The 18,051-nt window shown below is 69.4% G+C and carries 16 protein-coding genes; 8 read left to right on the forward strand and 8 right to left on the reverse strand.

Going from position 1 to position 18,051, the window contains the following annotated elements; genetic code table 11:
* Nucleotides 1-25: 25 nt before the first annotated feature.
* Entirely contained in the window at nt 26-1,726 is a 1,701-nt protein-coding gene (locus PA27867_RS03465) for a DUF5671 domain-containing protein (RefSeq protein WP_236900823.1), read from the reverse strand.
* Nucleotides 1,723-2,229, reverse strand: a complete 507-nt coding sequence (locus PA27867_RS03470; protein ID WP_066593229.1) for a hypothetical protein — start codon at nt 2,227-2,229, stop codon at nt 1,723-1,725. Before PA27867_RS03470 ends, PA27867_RS03465 begins: the two co-directional genes overlap by 4 nt.
* Before the next feature lie 79 nt (nt 2,230-2,308).
* Here PA27867_RS03470 and PA27867_RS03475 point away from each other — a divergent pair, with 79 nt between their 5' ends.
* On the forward strand, nt 2,309-3,802 hold the full coding sequence (locus PA27867_RS03475; RefSeq protein WP_066593230.1) for a sensor histidine kinase: 1,494 nt from the start codon (nt 2,309-2,311) through the stop codon (nt 3,800-3,802).
* Nucleotides 3,803-3,900: 98 nt separating this feature from the next.
* Here PA27867_RS03475 and PA27867_RS03480 read toward each other — a convergent pair whose 3' ends face one another.
* Nucleotides 3,901-4,149, reverse strand: a complete 249-nt coding sequence (locus PA27867_RS03480; protein ID WP_035837005.1) for a WhiB family transcriptional regulator — start codon at nt 4,147-4,149, stop codon at nt 3,901-3,903.
* Nucleotides 4,150-4,333: 184 nt separating this feature from the next.
* Between PA27867_RS03480 and PA27867_RS03485 the strand changes: the two genes are divergently transcribed.
* Nucleotides 4,334-4,771, forward strand: coding sequence for a hypothetical protein (locus tag PA27867_RS03485; RefSeq protein ID WP_066593235.1), 438 nt, complete (start codon nt 4,334-4,336; stop codon nt 4,769-4,771).
* Here PA27867_RS03485 and bcp read toward each other — a convergent pair whose 3' ends face one another.
* Genes bcp through aroA form a run of 3 tightly spaced genes read right to left on the reverse strand, consistent with a single transcriptional unit; the run spans nt 4,772 to nt 7,686 of the window.
* Nucleotides 4,772-5,245 (reverse strand): thioredoxin-dependent thiol peroxidase, encoded by a 474-nt coding sequence (bcp, locus tag PA27867_RS03490; RefSeq protein ID WP_066593236.1) that lies wholly within the window; start codon nt 5,243-5,245, stop codon nt 4,772-4,774.
* Nucleotides 5,246-5,263: 18 nt separating this feature from the next.
* Nucleotides 5,264-6,328 (reverse strand): ribosome small subunit-dependent GTPase A, encoded by a 1,065-nt coding sequence (rsgA, locus tag PA27867_RS03495; RefSeq protein ID WP_066593240.1) that lies wholly within the window; start codon nt 6,326-6,328, stop codon nt 5,264-5,266.
* On the reverse strand, nt 6,325-7,686 hold the full coding sequence (aroA, locus tag PA27867_RS03500) for a 3-phosphoshikimate 1-carboxyvinyltransferase (protein WP_066593242.1): 1,362 nt from the start codon (nt 7,684-7,686) through the stop codon (nt 6,325-6,327). Before aroA ends, rsgA begins: the two co-directional genes overlap by 4 nt.
* A 173-nt stretch (nt 7,687-7,859) precedes the next feature.
* Here aroA and PA27867_RS03505 point away from each other — a divergent pair, with 173 nt between their 5' ends.
* Together PA27867_RS03505 and PA27867_RS03510 are read left to right on the forward strand one after the other, a co-directional pair.
* The gene (locus PA27867_RS03505; protein WP_066593248.1) at nt 7,860-8,477 is read left to right on the forward strand and encodes a sigma-70 family RNA polymerase sigma factor; all 618 of its coding nucleotides are present in this window, start codon (nt 7,860-7,862) and stop codon (nt 8,475-8,477) included.
* On the forward strand, nt 8,474-8,716 hold the full coding sequence (locus PA27867_RS03510) for a zf-HC2 domain-containing protein (RefSeq protein WP_066593250.1): 243 nt from the start codon (nt 8,474-8,476) through the stop codon (nt 8,714-8,716). Before PA27867_RS03505 ends, PA27867_RS03510 begins: the two co-directional genes overlap by 4 nt.
* Nucleotides 8,717-8,743: 27 nt before the next feature.
* On the opposite strand, the gene PA27867_RS03515 is transcribed toward PA27867_RS03510, so the two are convergent.
* Nucleotides 8,744-9,073 (reverse strand): hypothetical protein, encoded by a 330-nt coding sequence (locus tag PA27867_RS03515; protein WP_066593256.1) that lies wholly within the window; start codon nt 9,071-9,073, stop codon nt 8,744-8,746.
* Nucleotides 9,074-9,390: 317 nt separating this feature from the next.
* Between PA27867_RS03515 and PA27867_RS03520 the strand changes: the two genes are divergently transcribed.
* From PA27867_RS03520 to PA27867_RS03530, 3 genes are all read left to right on the forward strand, one after another.
* Nucleotides 9,391-9,846 (forward strand): Asp23/Gls24 family envelope stress response protein, encoded by a 456-nt coding sequence (locus PA27867_RS03520; RefSeq protein ID WP_066593257.1) that lies wholly within the window; start codon nt 9,391-9,393, stop codon nt 9,844-9,846.
* A gap of 103 nt (nt 9,847-9,949) precedes the next feature.
* Nucleotides 9,950-10,213, forward strand: coding sequence for a GlsB/YeaQ/YmgE family stress response membrane protein (locus PA27867_RS03525; protein ID WP_066593261.1), 264 nt, complete (start codon nt 9,950-9,952; stop codon nt 10,211-10,213).
* Nucleotides 10,214-10,354: 141 nt separating this feature from the next.
* Nucleotides 10,355-12,577, forward strand: coding sequence for an MMPL family transporter (locus PA27867_RS03530; protein ID WP_084020636.1), 2,223 nt, complete (start codon nt 10,355-10,357; stop codon nt 12,575-12,577).
* 73 nt (nt 12,578-12,650) lie between these two features.
* On the opposite strand, the gene PA27867_RS03535 is transcribed toward PA27867_RS03530, so the two are convergent.
* Nucleotides 12,651-16,460 (reverse strand): multifunctional oxoglutarate decarboxylase/oxoglutarate dehydrogenase thiamine pyrophosphate-binding subunit/dihydrolipoyllysine-residue succinyltransferase subunit, encoded by a 3,810-nt coding sequence (locus tag PA27867_RS03535; protein ID WP_084020638.1) that lies wholly within the window; start codon nt 16,458-16,460, stop codon nt 12,651-12,653.
* 134 nt (nt 16,461-16,594) lie between these two features.
* Here PA27867_RS03535 and PA27867_RS03540 point away from each other — a divergent pair, with 134 nt between their 5' ends.
* Nucleotides 16,595-18,034: a GuaB1 family IMP dehydrogenase-related protein gene (locus PA27867_RS03540; RefSeq protein WP_066593262.1), complete on the forward strand. Its 1,440-nt coding sequence runs from the start codon at nt 16,595-16,597 to the stop codon at nt 18,032-18,034.
* Nucleotides 18,035-18,051: the final 17 nt, after the last annotated feature.

The raw sequence follows: 18,051 nt of genomic DNA on the forward strand, positions 1-18,051 counted from the left end.
GACCGGTCTGCGGGCCCGGTCGTGGTCAGAGCCCGGGCGGTTGCGGGGCGACCAGGGGGATGACGCTCAGCTCCCCATCGGCCCCCACGACGAGCACGACGCGCTCGCCGCGCACGCCCTCGAGAGCGCTCGCCACCTCCGCCGGGTCCGGCAGGGCCGTGGACCCGCCGGCGCGCTGCCACCAGCTCACCGTGGCACCGGTGAGCTGCCGCAGGTGGCGCAGCACCGGCTCCGCACCCGGGCCCATGATGAGCACCAGCTCGCCGATGCCGGTTGCGGGGCCGCGCGGCGCATCCGGCACCGGAGCGGGCACCGACGCCGCGATCGCCGCTCGGTCGCCCCGCCAGACGCTGAAGTGGTACCCCGCCACCAGACCCGTGGCCAGGAGCAGGCCCAGCGAGGCCCGGAGCCGGTCGAGCAGCCCGGCCTCGCCGGACAAGAGCGAGTCGAAGAGGCGGAACCCGATCACGAGCAGGGCGACCAGCGCGACGACGGCGCTGACTCCGAAGACCACGACCAGGTACGCGCTGCGGCCGGTGCTGCGGCGCCGCTCCGGCAGCACGGCCGTGGTCGGTCGCCAGGTGAACCACCACAGCGGACCGCCCACCACGAGCGAACTGATGCCGGCGAGGAGGAGCGTGCGCGGGTCGGACGCGGCCAGGGGCGTCGTGAGGGTGGCGAGCAGGGCGTTCACGATCACGCCGATGCCGGATGCGGCGGCCACGAGCGAGACCCCGCTGGTCACCAGAACGCCTGCGCCGCTCACCCCCGCCGAGCGCCGTGCCGCCACGGCACGGTGATACCCCCAGATGAGTCCGCCGACGAGGGCGGCCGCCACGGCCGCACCGAGCGGATCCAGCAGGACGCGCAGCGGATCCGAGCGGTCCACGGCCAACCGGAGCAGCACGAACAGCGTCGTGCCCGCACCCGCGAGGGTGAGCAGGCACCCGCCCAGGATGCCCACACCGACGAGGGCGACAGCGGCGAGACCGGTGCGAACGGCACGGCCACTGTCCCGGTCCCAGTGCCACCACCAGACGAGGCCGCCGCCGGCAGCCCAGACCAGCGATTGCAGTGCGGCCCACCACCAGGGAACGCCGATGGGCGCATCCGTGGCGCCCGCCAGCGCGGTGTCGAAGAGCACCGTGAGTGCCGAGACCGCGCCGCCGGCCCCGAGCAGCAGTCCGACGACCCCGCCCAACACTGCGGCAGTTCCGGGGAGCCGGGTGGGGCGACGGGTGCTCCGGCGCAGGACGAACCGGTGCCCGGCCCAGACCCCCGCCCAGACCACACCCGTCGCCGCCTCCGCGGTGGCGTCGTCGCCGCGCACCACCGCAGACACGGCCGAGAACAGTGCGGTGCTGGCGACGATGAGCGCGACGGTGCAGACGCCCACCACATACAGGGCCCAGGCCACTGAGTCACGTTCGGACGGGTCGGCCAGGCGTCGCCAGGCGAACCAGCCCAGCAGCGCGGCGAGCGGCCCGCCGACGAGGGTGAAGCTCAGCGACACGGCCAGGCCCGCCGTGTCGCCGCCGACGACGGCGGTTCCGGTGACCACGTCGAACAACCGGCCGAGCAGGTCGGCGAGACCACCGGCCGTGAGCAGCACCAGAACGAAGAGGATGCCGTACACCACCACCCGGCGCAGCACCGGCGCCGCGGAGGCCCGCGGAACGACCCTCGCCGGCGGGATACCCGCCGGCGCGGTGCCCGGCCCGGTCACAGCCCGTCTCCGCTGCCGGTCGACGGACACACCATGAGCTGCCACGGCACCGCATCGATGAGCCAGCCGTCGTCCGCCCTGACCAGTTCGAACACGTCCTCCGACTCGGACTCCGACGAACCGAACGGTCCGGCGTCGTAGAACGTGACGATCGACACCCGCACGTCGGCGCTCGAGACGCGCTCGGTGGTGTCCAGCAGCGTGACGCGGATGTCCTCCGTGCCCGGTTCGGAGTACCGGTCGCAGTTCGCCAGGGCGGTCGCGGTCAGATACCGCGCCGCCGTGTCCTCATCACCCTCCACCGCGGCCGCCGCGTACCGCTGCACCACTCCGCCGGGCGTGCCGGCGTCCAGCAGCTCGGGTGCACCGCGGGTGAAGACCACCACGAGCGCCACCAGCACGAGCAGGGCGATCAGGCCGAGCACCACGAGAAGGGCCGGGTCGCGCCGGGCCGGCGGAGCAGGCTCGCCGGTGAGGGCGGGGGGCGCGGTGTCTGGGCTCATGAGCGAAGCATGGCGCATCCGGTGCGGTGGCGCCAGCATCCGGTGCGTGCCGGGCGCCGGGCGGCCGTAGGCTGTTCATGTGTCGACGCTCAGTGATCTCGTACTTGCCCAGGGCCGCAACAGCGCGGAGGACGTCGACTGGTTGCACATGCTCGTCGCCGACGGCCAGCTGCTGGCCGACCTCGCCTTCGCCGACATCGTCGTGTGGGTGCCCACCCTGGGCGGCAGCTTCGTGGCCGTGGCCCACGCCAGGCCGTCCAGCGCCGCGACGCTGTTCTACCGCGACTTCGTGGGCCAAGAGATCAAGGCCGAGTGGCGCAAGCAGGTCACCGAGGCCTTCGACACCGCCAAGATCATCGACACCACCGCGCCGGACTGGTACGAGGAGACGCCCACCCGGGTGCGCGCCATCCCGGTGCGCCGCCGCATCAGCTCCAGCGGCGCCGAGATCACCCCCGAGCCCATCGCCGTGCTCACCCGGCACACCAATCTCAGCGAGACCCGCACGCCGGGTCGCCAGGAGCTGACCTTCAACGACTGCGCGAACGACCTCTTCGCGATGATCGCCTCCGGGGACTTCCCCGACCTGGGCGCCCCGACCGGCCCGCGCCGCGGCGCGCCGCGCGCTTCGGACGGCCTGATCCGGCTGGACCTGGACGGCGTGACCACCTTCGCTAGCCCGAACGCGCTGTCCGCGTTCAACCGCATGGGCTTCGCCGACGAGCTGGAGGGCGAGTCGCTCGCCGAGGTCACCACGAGCCTGCTCAGCGGCAAGGCCGTCGTCGACGAGTCCCTTCCGTTGGTCGTCACCGGCCGGGCGCCCTGGCGTACCGACATCGAGGCCCGCGGGGTGACGGTGTCGCTGCGCGCGATCCCGATCCGCAACCGCGGCGAGCGGATCGGCGCCATCGTGCTCTCCCGCGACGTCTCTGAGCTCCGGCACCAGGAACGCGAACTGATCACCAAGGACGCGACGATCCGGGAGATCCACCACCGGGTGAAGAACAACCTGCAGACCGTGGCGTCGCTGCTGCGCATCCAGGCTCGCCGCACCCACTCGGACACTGCCCGTGAGGCGCTCAACCAGGCCATGCGCCGGGTCGCGGCCATCGCCGTCGTGCACGACACGCTCTCCAGCGGGCTCAGCCAGAACGTCGACTTCGACGCCGTGTTCGACCGGGTGCTGCTGCTCATCGCCGAGGTGGCGTCGGCGCACAACACCACGGCCCACCCCAAGTCGTCCGGCAGTTTCGGGATCCTGCCCAGCGCCTACGCGACGCCGCTCGCGCTCGCGCTGACGGAGCTCGTGACCAACGCCGTCGAGCACGGCCTGGCCGGCCGGGAGGGCGAGGTGTCGATCGAGGCCGAGCGCGACCTCGAAACCCTCACGGTGCGCGTGCGCGACAACGGCTCCGGGCTGCCGGAGGGCAAGGTCGGCTCGGGCCTCGGCACCCAGATCGTGCGCACCCTCATCCAGGGCGAGCTCAGCGGATCGATCGACTGGCACACCATGATGGGCAGCGGCACCGAGGTCACCATCGAGATCCCGCTGCGCTTCATGGAATTCGACTGAAGCCGTACACGGCGGCCGGCGTGACGCGGGCACAAAAAAGCGGGCGAGGAGCGGGATTCCCGTTCCTCGCCCGCTTCGTCAGCGTGACGCCGAGTGTCTCAGGACGCGCGGCGGGCGCGTGCGGCGCGACGCTTGAGGGCGCGGCGCTCGTCTTCGCTCAGTCCACCCCAGACGCCGGAGTCCTGACCGGTCTCGAGAGCGTACTGGAGGCACACCTCCGTGACGTTGCAGCGGGCGCACACGGACTTGGCCTTCTCGATCTGGTCGACTGCGGGACCAGTGTTACCAACCGGGAAGAAGAGTTCCGGGTCGGCGGTGAGGCAGGCAGCTTTATCGCGCCAGTCCATAGGGGTGCTCCTTTATTGCGGGGGGATGCCTGGCCGATCGGCCGAAGATGCGGGGGGAAGACCAGGTTGCAGGAAGGTCGGATCTACATGGAGATCTGCTCACCACCCTGTGAGCGTCAACCGGGCCTCAAATATGGTCGCATAATAGGGGTGTCAAATCAATAGTTTTGTATGGGATAACGCTGTGAGCCAACCGTTCGACCCCGGCCAGGGGGGTGCTGACGAGCCCCGTCGAGCCCGCCGGCCCCGCGCTCTGACAGTTCTCGCGGCGCTCCTGGCAGCGGAGGCGGCCCTCCTGTGGGCGGCCGTGATCTGGCTCATCCTCGAGCTGCTCACCGACCGGCCCACGTCTTTCGCCAGCGCGATCGCCATCCTGGTGCTCACCATCGTCGCGGCGCTCTGGGTCAGCACCATTGCGGTGGCGACCCTCCGCGCCCGCCCGTGGATCCGCGCCGCCGCGGTGACCTGGCAGCTCGTGCAGGTCTTCGTCGCGATCGGCTGCTTCCAGGGCCTCTACGCCCGGCCGGACCTCGGCTGGGCGCTGCTGGTGCCCTCGGCGCTGGTGATCGTGCTGCTCTTCACCCGCAGTGTGCTCGAGGCCACCAGCACCCGCGAGCCGTAGCTAGAGGCCGAGCTTCTTGCGCAGGCTCGCCACGTGCCCGGTGGCCTTGACGTTGTAGAGCGCCAGCGTGACCACGCCGGCCTCGTCGAGCACGAAGGTGGAGCGCAGCACCCCGGTGACGACCTTGCCGTAGAGGTTCTTCTCGCCCCAGGCGCCGTACGCCCGGTGCACGGTCAGATCCTCATCGCTGAGCAGCGGGAAGGTGAGGTGGTCGTTCTCGGCGAATTTCGCCAGCTTCGCCTGGGTGTCCTTCGACACCCCCAGCACCTGGTAGCCGGCCTGCGCGAGAGAAGCGAGGTTGTCCCGGAAATCGCAGGCCTGCGTGGTGCAGCCCGGCGTCATCGCGGCCGGGTAGAAATACACCACGACCTTCTGGCCGCGGTAGTCGGCCAGAGAGACGCTCTGGCCGTTCTGGTCGGTCAGGGTGAACTCGGGGGCCGTGTCGCCGGCTGCAAGCCGTGTGGAATCCGTCATGATCCCACGTTATACGAGTCAGTTCTCGCCCTGGCGGTGCGACGGAGCGGCCGCGAACGTCTCCAGGAGGCGCTGGAGGGAGTCCAGGCGGGCTTTGCCGGTGTCGCCCAGGGTTCCGGCCGCGACGGCCTCGTTGATGGCGCAGTCGGGCGATGACGGCAGGTGGGTGCAGCCGCGCGGGCACTTCTCGGCGATGACGGCCAGGTCGGTGAAAGCGCGCAGGATGTTGTCGGTGTTGATGTGACCCAGGCCGAAGGAGCGCACCCCGGGGGTGTCGATGACCCACCCGCGGCCGGCATCCGTTTCGAGCCGCAGCGAGATCGTCGACGACGAGGTGTGCCGGCCCCGTCCGGTGACGGTGTTCACCACACCGACGGCGCGGTGCGCGTCGGGCACGAGAGCGTTCACGAGCGTGGACTTGCCCACGCCCGAGTGGCCGACGAACACGGTGTCATGGCCCACCAGGGCCGCCGAGATGGCGTCAAGCGGCATGGCGTCGTCGCGGCTCTGGAACACCGGCAGGTCGAGGCCGGCGAAATTGTTGAGGAACTCGGCCGGGTCGGCGAGGTCGGTCTTGGTGATGCAGAGGATGGGGGAGACCCCGGCGTCGTACGCCGCGACCAGGTACCGGTCCACCAGGCGGATGCGCGGCTCCGGGTTCGCCGCGGCCACGACGATGAGCATCTGGTCGGCGTTGGCGACGATGACGCGCTCCACCGCATCCGTGTCGTCGGCGCTGCGGCGCAACAGGGTCACGCGCGGCACGATGCGCACGATGCGCGACAGGCTGCCCTCCGCCCCGGTGGTGTCGCCGACGATGTCGACGCGGTCGCCGGTGACGACGGCGTGCTTGCGCAGCTCGCTGGCCCGCGCGGCAGTGACCCGGCGTTCGGTGGGTTCGTTCTCGTCGAGCATCACCGTGTACCGGCCGCGGTCGACGGAGAGGATACGCCCGGTCAGGGCGTCGCCGTGCTCCGGACGGGTCTTGGTGCGCGGCTTGGTGCCCTTGCGGCCCGGCCGCACGCGAACACTGGACTCGTCGTACTCCGGTTCGTCATCGTCCGGTGTCGCCCACCAGGTCACGCGGTGCCCGGTCCAGCGAGCAGTCCGTGCCAGAGATCGGCGAACTGGGGGAGGGTCTTGGCGGTAGTGCCGATGTCCTCGACCTCCACGCCGGCGACGGCCAGGCCGATCAGAGCGCCGGTGGTGGCCATCCGGTGGTCGTCGTAACTGTGCCAGGTGCCGCCGTGCAGCGGTCTGGGGTCGATGGCCAGCCCGTCGGGCAGCTCGGTGACGTGTCCGCCGAGGTTGTTGATCTCGGTGGCCAGCGCTGCGAGCCGGTCGGTCTCGTGGTGGCGGATGTGGCCGATGCCGGTGATGGTGCTGGGCGAGTCGGCGAGGGCCGCGAGGCCCACGAGGGTGGGCGCCAGTTCGCCGCCGGTGGAGAGGTCGAGGTCGACGCCCGTGATGCGGCCGGTGCCGGTCACGGTGAGCCGGTCGCCGTCGATCGACACGGTGGCGCCGAAGAGCGGCAGCAGCTCGGCCAGGTGCGCGCCGACCTGGGTGGTCGTCGTGGGCCAGCCCGTGATGGTGACGGAGCCGCCGGCGACGAGGGCCGCCGCGAGGAACGGGGCCGCGTTGGAGAGATCGGGTTCGATGTCGACCTCCGCGCCCTGGATCGGGCCGGGCTCGACCAGCCAGACGCCCTCTTCCGGGCTGGTGACCGCGACGCCGCGCTGGGCGAGGGTGTGGATGGTCATCTCGATGTGAGGCAGGCTCGGCAGTCGCTCGCCCGCGTGACGGAGGCGAAGGCCGGTGCGGAACCGGGCCGCGGCGAGGAGCAGGCCGGAGACGAACTGGCTCGACGAAGACGCGTCGATGGTGATCTCACCGCCCTCGAGGCCGCCGGTGCCGTGCACGGTGAACGGCAGCGCACCGCGGCCGTCGTCGTTGATGTCGGCGCCCAGGTCGCGGAGCGAACTGATCGTCGTCGACATCGGACGGCGCCGGGCACCGGCGTCGCCGTCGAAGGTGGTGGGGCCCAGCGCCAGTGCGGCGACGGGAGGCAGGAAGCGCATCACGGTGCCGGCCAGGCCGCAGTCGACCGTGGTGGAGCCGAACAGCTCGCCGGGCGTGATACGCAGGTCGGCACCGTATTCGCCGGCGCCGTCGACGGCCTCGATGGTGGTGCCCAGCTGCCGCAGCGCGTCGACCATGAGGTCGCTGTCACGGGAATGCAAGGGGGCCCGCAGCAGCGACGGCGAGTCGGCCAGTGCCGACAGGACGAGTTCCCGGTTGGTCAGCGACTTCGAGCCGGGCAGCGACAGCGTCGCGGCCAGCGGCACAGCGGCGACGGGCGCGGCCCAGAGCGCATCGATCTCCTCGGGTGAACTGTCTCCGTAGGGATCGAACTCCGGCTTGGAATATCTCGAGATCAACATCGGTTATCAGAATAGTCGGGATCATCCTGGCCGGGACCGCCTTGACAGGTACGTTTCCGAACACGGCGGCCCATCCTGCGGCCGCACACCGGGAGGAAGCAGTGGCAGCAACTCTGCTCATGGAGCGCACACCCGCGGCATCCGCGCCTATCGCTGGCCTAGAATTGCCCGTGATGACAACAGATACGACTGATATGCGGGACCTGTTCGAAGCACAGGCCATGCCGTTCATCGACCAGCTGTACGCAGCGGCGATGCGCATGACGCGGAACCCCTCTGACGCGCAGGACCTGGTGCAGGAAACCTTCGTCAAGGCGTTCGCATCGTTCAAGCAGTTCGAGCAGGGCACCAACCTCAAGGCCTGGCTGTACAGGATCCTGACGAACACCTTCATCAACACCTATCGCAAGAAGCAGCGCGAGCCCTACCAGGGCACCATCGACGACCTCGAGGACTGGCAGCTGGGCGGGGCGGAATCCACGACGGCGACGTCGAGCCGTTCCGCGGAGGCCGAGGCCATCGACCACCTGCCCGACAGTGCCGTCAAGGACGCCCTCCAGTCGATTCCCGAGGACTTCCGCCTGGCGGTGTACTTCGCCGACGTCGAAGGCTTCTCCTATCAGGAGATCGCCGAGATCATGAAGACGCCCATCGGAACGGTGATGAGCCGTCTGCACCGGGGGCGCCGGCTGCTGCGCGATCTGCTGTCCGGTTACGCCCTCGAGCGTGGCCTGGGCGGCAACCAGACAGGCACGAGCACGAAGAAGACATCCGGGAGCACAGGAAAATGACCGATTGCGGTTGCGAGAAGGCCAAGGCCGAACTCGAAGAGTATCTGCACAACGAACTCCGCAAGGAGGACGCCCTCGACATTCGTGAGCACCTCGAGCACTGCCCCGACTGCCGGAGCGAGCACAACGTGGGCCGCACCCTCACCGATGTGATGCAGCGTGCCTGCAAGGAGACCGCGCCGGAAGACCTGCGCGACCAGGTGCTGCTGCGACTGCGCGCCATCCAGTCGGCGCACTAGCGCCGTAGCTCACCCGGCGCGGGCGGATCAGCCGATCCGCGCCACCGTCACTTCGATGGCCGTCACGGCAGGGTCGCCGGACTCCACGAAGTACTCCTGAATGGTGTCGTAGACCTTGCGGCACACCTCGGTGGCGGCTCCGGCGTCCGCGACGCCGATCGACACGGATGCGGTGACGCCCTCGTCGGTCTCCGTGAGCGCCACGAACTCCGGGTCCCTGGGCTTCTGCGTGAGCGCCCCGACCACGTGGTTCAGCACGGCCGTGAGGACCGGCGTGGCCGGATAGACCTCGTCGACGCCGGGGACCTGCTCGACGACAGCGGCCAGTTCGGCGCTGCGGTTCGTTGTGGTGCTCATGGCGTCTCCAGTCTGACGGATCGTGTGGGCCAGATCAGTGTAGATCCCCGGGCCCCAAAAAAACTTTCCTGCCAATTTCGTGACGAACCGGCCGGTGTGTGCGTCATAACTATGACGATGCCAATCCTGCCCCGATTCGGGGCTGAGAATCGGCCTTGAGAAATCGTCGACAACTTCCCCCATATTCGTCAGACTCCAGCCCCCAGTGCGGGCGTTGCGGACACCAGGACCGGCGCTCGGCGCCATCGCCAGCCCGAGCGTGGCGAGCCGATCGCCGGCATTTCCGGTGGCCCATCCGAACCAAGGAGAACTCCCAGATGAACAGCATCAGTTCCGACCAGCCGCGCTCGTCGACGACCCTGCCGGCCAGCGCCGGCGCGGTCTCAGACGCGTCCGCGGAGCGGGTCGGCGAAGGGGAGACCACGATCAAGGACGGTGTCATCGCCAAGGTCGCCAGCCTGGCCGTGCGCGAGGTTGAGGGCGTCCATGCCCTGGGCAGCGTGCCCACCCGGGCGCTCGGCGCGATCCTCGACGCCGTGACCAGCACCGACGCCAACCCCGGTGTCTCGATCGAGCTCGATGACGACGGCGTCACGGTGCAGATCGTGCTGGTTGCCGGATACCCGGTTTCCCTGACCGCACTCGCCGGCCAGGTGCGGTCATCCGTCACCCGGGCCATCGAGGGGCTGGTGGGCATGCCCGTCTCCGCCGTGAACGTGACCATCACAGACATTTACGTGGCCGAAGAGCAGGTCGACAATGGCGTCGACTGACTCTCCGGCCACGTAATCAAGCCGGCTCCCCAGAGCCCGGTCGAACGAGCACAGCGCGTTCGAATGACCAGCAGTACCCACACCAACAGAAAAGAGACACTCCATGGGGTTCTTCGGATTCCTTCTTCTCGGCCTCCTCGCCGGTGCCATCGCCAAGCTCATCCTCCCGGGCAACCAGGGCGGCGGCTGGTTCGTCACGCTTCTGCTCGGCGTCGTCGGCGCACTGCTCGGCGGGTTCCTCGGCAGCCTGCTCTTCAACGCACCGCTCGAGGACTTCTTCTCCATCCAGACCTGGCTCCTGGCCATCGGTGGATCCATCATCGTTCTCCTCATCTACGGCCTCCTCGTGGGCCGTCGCAAGGCGTAATTTCCTCCGGTCTTCTACCGGCATGACAGGCGGCACACCGAACCCACGGGTTCGGGTGCCGCCTGTCGGCGTTCCGGGCCCGGTCTTCCAACTTTCGGTCGATGCCCGGATGGCGCACCCCGGTCTACTGTCGGGACTGTGATGAAGACAACTGCCCCCGAGCCGCCCACGGATGCGGGCCGCCGGGCCCGGAAGACCGGCTCGTCCAGCAGGGTGCCGCTGTGGCTGCGCATCCTGATCCCCACCGCGCTGATCCTGATCTGGTTCGTGGTGTTCGGCGCCGGCGGAGCCTCGTTCGGCCGGATCAGCGACGTGTCCACGAACGACCAGGTGCAGCAGCTGCCCGCCAGCGCCGACGCCACCCGCGTGCAGGCGCTCCAGGCCGAGTTCCGCGGCGACGACGTGCTGCCCGGCGTGCTGGTCTACGAACGCGCCGGCGGCCTCACCGAGGCCGACCGCACGGCCATCACCGCGCAGGTCTCCGACCTGGCCGAGCTGGACGGTGTCGTCACCGAGAGCGTGTCACCGGCCATCTTCTCCGAGGACGGCGAGGCGGCTGAGGCGATCCTCACCCTCGACACCCAGGTGAAACCGGCGGACACCGTGGAGTCCATCCGCGCCTACCTCGCCGACAACCCCATCGACGGGGTGGCCACCTACGTGACGGGCCCGGCCGGTCTCATCGCCGACCTCACCGGCGCCTTCGCCGGCATCGACGGTATCCTGCTGCTCACCGCGCTCGCGGCGGTGCTGGTGATCCTCGTGATCGTCTACCGGTCGCCGCTGCTGCCGTTGATCGTGCTGTTCACCAGCCTGGCGGCGCTGTGCGCATCCGTGCTCGTCGTGGTGGCCCTGGCCAGCGCCGACGTGCTGATCCTGACCGGGCAGACCCAGGGCATCCTGTTCATCCTGGTGATCGGTGCGGCCACCGACTACTCGCTGCTCTACGTGGCCAGGTTCCGTGAAGCGCTGCGGGACAACGCCACGAAGTGGGACGCCACCCTGGTGGCCCTGCGCGGCTCGTTCGAGCCGATCCTGGCCGCCGGCGGCACCGTGATCGTGGGCCTGCTCTGCCTGCTCTTCAGCGACCTCAACTCGAATAAGGCCCTCGGCCCCGTGGCGGCCATCGGCATCGCCTTCGCCCTGCTCAGCGCCCTGACCCTGCTGCCCGCGCTCATGCTCTGGGCCGGCCGTGCCGCCTTCTGGCCGGTGCGCCCGAAGCTCGGCTCCGCCCACCCCGGCCTCGACGGCGACAACGCCAAGGGAGTCTGGCCGTGGCTGGCCCGGCTGATCAGCCGCCGCGCCCGGCTCATCTGGATCGCCTGCACCGTGCTGCTCGCGGTGGCCTCCATCGGGGCGTTCCAGTTCAAGGCGGACGGGGTCTCCCAGAGCGAGTTCGTGCTGGGCTCCTCGGAGGCCAGGGACGGCCAGGCCGTGGTCGGGGCGCATTTCCCCGGCGGCTCTGGCACCCCGGCCGTCGTGGTCGGTCCGGAGTCCGAGCTGCAGGCGATGACGGATGTGCTGCTGGCCAACGACGGCGTCGACTCGGTCACCGTGTTGTCCGAGGACTCCGTGAGCGGGTCGCTGCCGGTCACCGCCGACGGTGTGCAGGCGTTCGGCCCCCCGGGCACCCCCGCCGGGGACCCCACGGTGATCGACGGCGACGTCATGCTGCAGGCGACCCTCACCGACGTGGGGGACTCGGCGGCGGCCGAGGAGACCGTGCGCGAGCTCCGGGTGGAACTCGACAACGTCACGGGCACCGTGCTCGTGGGCGGGACCACGGCCATCGCCGTGGACACCACCGACACGGCGATCCACGACCGCAACCTCATCATCCCGATCATCCTCGGGGTCATCCTGGTCATCCTGATGCTCCTGCTCCGGTCGATACTGGCGCCGGTGCTGCTCGTGGCGACCGTGGTGCTCTCCTTCGCGGCGGCCCTCGGCGTGTCCTCCTGGGTCTTCGACGGCGTCCTCGGCTTCCCGGGCGCCGACCCGGTGGTGCCGCTCTACGGGTTCGTCTTCCTCGTCGCCCTGGGCATCGACTACAACATCTTCCTGATGACCCGGGTGCGGGAGGAGTCGATCCGGTTCGGCACCCGTCCGGGCATCCTGCGCGGCCTCGTGGCCACCGGCGGGGTGATCACCTCGGCCGGTCTGGTGCTCGCCGCGACGTTCGCCGCCCTGGGCGTGTTGCCGATCCTGTTCCTGGCGCAACTGGCGTTCATCGTGGCGTTCGGGGTGCTGCTGGACACCTTCCTGGTGCGGTCCCTGCTCGTGCCGGCGCTCGCGCACGACATCGGCCCGAAGATCTGGTGGCCGAGCAAGCTGGCCACCGCCTCACCGCGCGAAACCCTCTAGCCGGGATAGGAAAAGGGCCGCACCCCCGAGGGGGTGCGGCCCTTTTCACGTCCGGACGTCGAGCGCCGGACGCCTAGAGGGTGAGGGCGTTCTTGATCAGCTCGGCCTGCTCGGCGGCGTGGCGCTTGGCGGACCCGGCCGCCGGCGACGCCGACGCTGCACGGGAGAACAGGCGCACCTGACGACCCAGCTTGTCCTTGCCCGAGCTGCTGGTCTGGAGGTAGAAGAACGGCCAGGCGCCCTGGTTCTCCGGCTCGTCCTGCACCCAGGCCAGTTCGGCGTTGGGGTACTGGTCGGCGACCTGCTTGAGCTCGGCGCCCGGCAGCGGGTAGAACTGCTCCATGCGCACGAGCGCGATCTCGGGGTTCGGGTTCTTCTCGAGGTCGGCCAACAGGTCGTAGTAGAGCTTGCCGGCCATGAACAGCACCCGCTTGACGGCGGACTTGTCCTGGATCCGGGCGTCGTCGATCACCGGTTCGAACTTGCCGCTGGTGAAGTCGGCGACGGGACTGGTGGCCCCACGCAGACGGAGCATCGACTTCGGGGTGAAGACGATCAGCGGGCGGCGCGGTCGCATGTACGCCTGACGGCGCAACAGGTGGAAGTACGACGCCGGCGTGGACGGACGGGCGACGGTCATGTTGTTCTCCGCGCACATCTGCAGGTACCGCTCGATGCGGGCCGAGGAGTGGTCCGGGCCCTGGCCCTCGTAGCCGTGCGGGAGCAGGAGCACGACGCTGGAACGCTGGCCCCACTTCTGCTCGGCCGAGGAGATGAACTCGTCGATGATGGTCTGGGCGCCGTTGGCGAAGTCGCCGAACTGGGCCTCCCAGAGCACCAGGGCGTCGGCACGTTCCACCGAGTAGCCGTATTCGAAGCCCATGGCGGCGTATTCGCTGAGCAGCGAGTCGTAGATCCAGAACCGGGCCTGGTTCTCGCTCAGGTTCGCCAGCGGCAACCATTCCTGGCCGTTGACCCGGTCGTGCAGCACGGCGTGCCGTTGCACGAAGGTGCCGCGGCGGGCGTCCTGGCCCGCGAAGCGCACCGGGGTGCCCTCCAGCAGCACCGAGCCGAGCGCCAGCAGTTCGCCGAAGCTCCAGTCGATGTTGCCGTTGCGGCTCATGTCCAGGCGCTTCTGCAGCAGCTGCTGCAGCTTGGAGTGCACGGTGAAGCCGGCGGGCTTGTTGTTGAAGGTGTCGCCGATCAGGTGCACGACGCTCTCCGGCACCCCGGTGGTGAGAGGTTCGCCGACGGCGTCCTCCTGCGCGGCCGCGTTGGAGAGTTCCCGGTGAGCGGCGGCGGCGTCGCTCGTGATGATCGGGATCGACGCGGTCTGCGCCGCGTGGGTCTCCATGAAGGCCCGCTCGAGGCGGTCCTGGAAGTCGGCGTGGGCCGCTTCGAACTCCGCCTGGGTGATGTCACCACGGCCGACCAGCGCCTCGGTGTAGAGCTTCCGCACGCTGCGCTTGGCCTCGATGAGGTTGTACATCAGCGGCTGGGTCATCGACGGGTCGTCGCCCTCGTTGTGGCCGCGTCGGCGGTAGCAGACGAGGTCGATCACGACGTCGCGCTTGAATTCCTGCCGGTAGGCGAACGCCAGCTCGGCCACCCGCACGACGGCTTCGGGGTCATCACCGTTCACATGGAAGATGGGTGCCTGGATGGTCTTGGCCACGTCGGTGGAGTACACCGAGGTGCGGCCCTCGCCGGGAGGCGTCGTGAAACCGACCTGGTTGTTGACCACCACGTGGATGGTGCCGCCGGTGCGGTAGCCGCGCAGCTGGGACATCTGCAGGGTCTCCAGCACCACGCCCTGGCCGGCCATGGCGGCGTCACCGTGCACGAGCACCGGGAGGGTGGAGAACGTGCCGATCGGCTTGCGGTCCTGCTTGGCGCGCACGATGCCCTCGAGGACACCGTCGACGGCCTCCAGGTGCGACGGGTTGGCGGCCAGGTACACGGCCACCTCCTCGCCGTTTCCGCCGGTGAAGGTGCCCTCGGTGCCGAGGTGGTACTTCACGTCGCCGGATCCCTGCACGCTGCGGGGGTCCTGGGTGCCCTCGAACTCACGGAAGATCTGTCCGTAGGTCTTGCCGGCGATGTTGGTGAGCACGTTCAGGCGGCCACGGTGGGCCATACCGATGCAGACCTCGTCGAGGCCGGCATCCGCCGAACCCTGCAGGATCTGGTCGAGCAGGGCGATGGTGGACTCGCCGCCCTCGAGGCTGAAGCGCTTCTGGCCGACGTACTTGGTCTGCAGGAAGGTCTCGAACGCCTCGGCTTCGTTGAGCTTGCCGAGGATGCGCATCTGCTCGTCGTGCGTGGGCTTGACGTACGTCTTCTCCATCTTCTCCTGCACCCACTTGCGCTGGGCCGGATCCTGGATGTGCATGTACTCGATGCCCGTGGTGCGGCAGTAGGAGTCGCGGAGGACGCCGAGGATGTCGCGCAGCAGCATGGTGCGCTTGGTGCCGAAGCCGCCCGTGATGAACTCGCGGTCCAGGTCCCAGAAGGTCAGGCCGTGGCTGGCGATGTCCAGGTCGGGGTGGGTGCGCTGCTTGTACTCGAGCGGGTCGATGTCGGCCATCAGGTGGCCGCGCACGCGGTAGGCGTTGATCAGTTCCTGCACCCGGGCGGTCTTGTCGACGGCGCTGGCCAGGTCGACGCTGATGTCCGGCGCCCAGTGGATCGGGTCGTACGGGATGCGGATGGCCGCGAAGATGTCCTCGTAGAAGTTGTGCTGGCCGATGAGCAGCTCGTGCACGATCTTGAGGAACTCGCCGGAGCCGGCGCCCTGGATGACCCGGTGGTCGTAGGTGCTGGTGAGCGTGATGGTCTTGGAGATGGCCAGGCTGGTGAGCGTCTTGACGCTCGCGCCCATGAACTCGGCCGGGTAGTCGAGGGCGCCGGCGCCGATGATGCAGCCCTGGCCCTTCATCAGCCGGGGCACCGAGTGCACGGTGCCGATGCCGCCGGGGTTGGTCAGCGAGACCGTGGCGCCGGAGAAGTCGTCGGCGGTGAGCTTGCCCTTGCGGGCGCGGCCGACGAGGTCCTCGTAGGAGGTGAGGTACTCACCGAAGGTCATGGTGTCGGCGCGCTTGATGGCCGGGACCATGAGCGAGCGGGTGCCGTCGGGCTTGGGCAGGTCGATCGCGATGCCCAGGCCCACGTGCGCCGGAGCGATGACGGAGGGCTTGCCGTCCAGTTCGTCGTAGTAGACGTTCTGGCTCGGGAACATCTTGAGCGCCCGGATGAGCGCCCAGCCGATGAGGTGGGTGAAGGAGACCTTGCCGCCGCGGGCCCGCTTCATGTGGTTGTTGATCACGATGCGGTTGTCGATGAGCAGCTTCGCCGGGATGGTGCGCACGCTCGTGGCGGTGGGCACGGTGAGGCTGGTGGCCATGTTGGCCGCGAGGCTCTTGGCCATGCCGCGAAGCGGCGTGACGACATCCTGCGGCGGCGTGGGCGTGGCGGCCGAGACCACGGGCTGCGGGCTGGTGATCGGGGCGTCGGCAGGAACCGGCTCCGGCTTGGGCGCGATCGAGGTGGTGCGCGCCGTGAGCGGGCCGCCGACCACGGGGATCGGTGCCGTCACCGGGTGCGCCTCAGCGGTGGGCGTGGCCGGTTCTTCGGCCAGCGGCGGCGTTTCGGCCGCGGCGGGAGCGGCGGGGGAGGCCGCTCCGTCCGACGCCGGTGGGGCGTCGGCGCTCGCCTGCCCCGTGGCCGTCTGGTGATAACTGTCCAGGATCGGCCACCAGGACCGATCCACCGAGTTCTTGTCGATGAGGTATCGTTCGTAAAATTCGTCTACGAGCCATTCGTTGGCTCCGAATTCAGCAGAGGCCGTTTCTTCGGACCCACCGCCGGTCAACTGGTTCGACACAGCTGATCGCCCACTCTCTTCGTTGATTCTGATTCTCCATGGCGATCACAACCGCCGGGTCAGTGTGTTGATATCAAGACTAATCCCATCGAGGTCCTGCACCGGCACGGCCGCGGGGGACTAGCGTTAAAAACATGCAGTTCTATGGAGCGGTTCCCCGCCACGACTTGACCTATTCGGACGTCTTCCTGGTTCCCAGCCAGTCGGCCATCAACAGCCGCCTCGACGTGTCGCTCGCCCCCGGTGACGGCACCGCTGCGACGATTCCCATCGTCTCGGCCAACATGAACTCGGTCACCGGCCCCCGCCTTGCTGCGGCTTTGGCCCGGCGCGGCGGCCTCGGCGTGTTGCCGCAGGACATGCACCTGCAGGACCTGGATGCGGCCATCCGCTGGGTGAAGTCGCAGCCGGTGCAGTTCGACACCCCGTTCGTCTTCGCGCCCGACGCCACCGTGGCCGACGCGTTGCGCCAGGTTCCGCCGGTCGAGGGCCAGGGTCTGGTCATCCACGACGCGCAGGAGAACTACCTGGGTTGCATCGACGCGTCCCGGCTCGCGACGGCGCTGCCGGATGCCCGCCTGGGCGATCTGCTGCACGGTCGGCTGGCCTCCCTGGACGCCGAGGACATCGACACCGCCCGCAGCGCCTTCGACGTGATGACCGCCGCGGACCTCGACTTCGCCCCGGTGCTCCGGCGCGGCAAGCTGGTCGGCACGCTCAGCCGTAAGAGCGCCCTGCGCTCCACGCTGTACCAGCCCGCGGTGGACGCCTCGGGCCGGCTGCTCGTGGCGGCCGCCGTTGGCATCAACGGCGACGTCGCCGCCAAAGCGCGGGCCCTGGCCGCCGCGGGGGTGGACGTTCTGGTGCTGGACACCGCGCACGGACACCAGGACGGCATGATCCGGGCGCTGAAGACCGTCTCGGCGCTGAAGCTGGGCATCCCCATCGTGGCCGGCAACGTGGTCACCGCCGACGCCGTCGAGCACCTCGTGGGCGCCGGCGCGAACATCATCAAGGTGGGCGTGGGCCCCGGCGCCATGTGCACCACCCGCATGATGACGGCCGTCGGTCGCCCGCAGTTCTCCGCCGTGATCGAGACGGCCGAGGCCGCCGCCGGTCTCGGCGCGCACGTCTGGGCGGATGGCGGGGTGCGCTACCCGCGCGACGTCGCGCTGGCCCTGGCCGCCGGCGCCGCCTCCGTGATGATCGGCTCCTGGTTCGCCGGCACCATCGAGGCGCCGGGCACTCTGGACACCGACGCCTCCGGCGCCCTGTACAAGGAGAGCTGGGGGATGGCGTCGACGAAGGCGGTGCGGGAACGCTTCGACCGGCTCGACGCGTACGAGCTGGCCCGCAAGACCCTCTTCGCCGAGGGCATCTCGTCGTCGAAGATCTACCTCGACCCGCTGCGCCCCTCGCTCGAAGACCTGCTCGACATGATCACCTCCGGGGTGCGCAGTTCGTTCACGTACGCGGGGGCGGCCAGCGTGGCCGAATTCCACGACCGGGCCCGGGTCGGCATCCAGTCCGCGGCCGGCTACGAAGAGGGCAAGGCACTGGTGGTTTCCTGGTAGCACGGAGTGCCGATGGG

This window comes from Cryobacterium arcticum, assembly GCF_001679725.1.
Classification (GTDB): Bacteria; Actinomycetota; Actinomycetes; order Actinomycetales; family Microbacteriaceae; genus Cryobacterium; species Cryobacterium arcticum_A.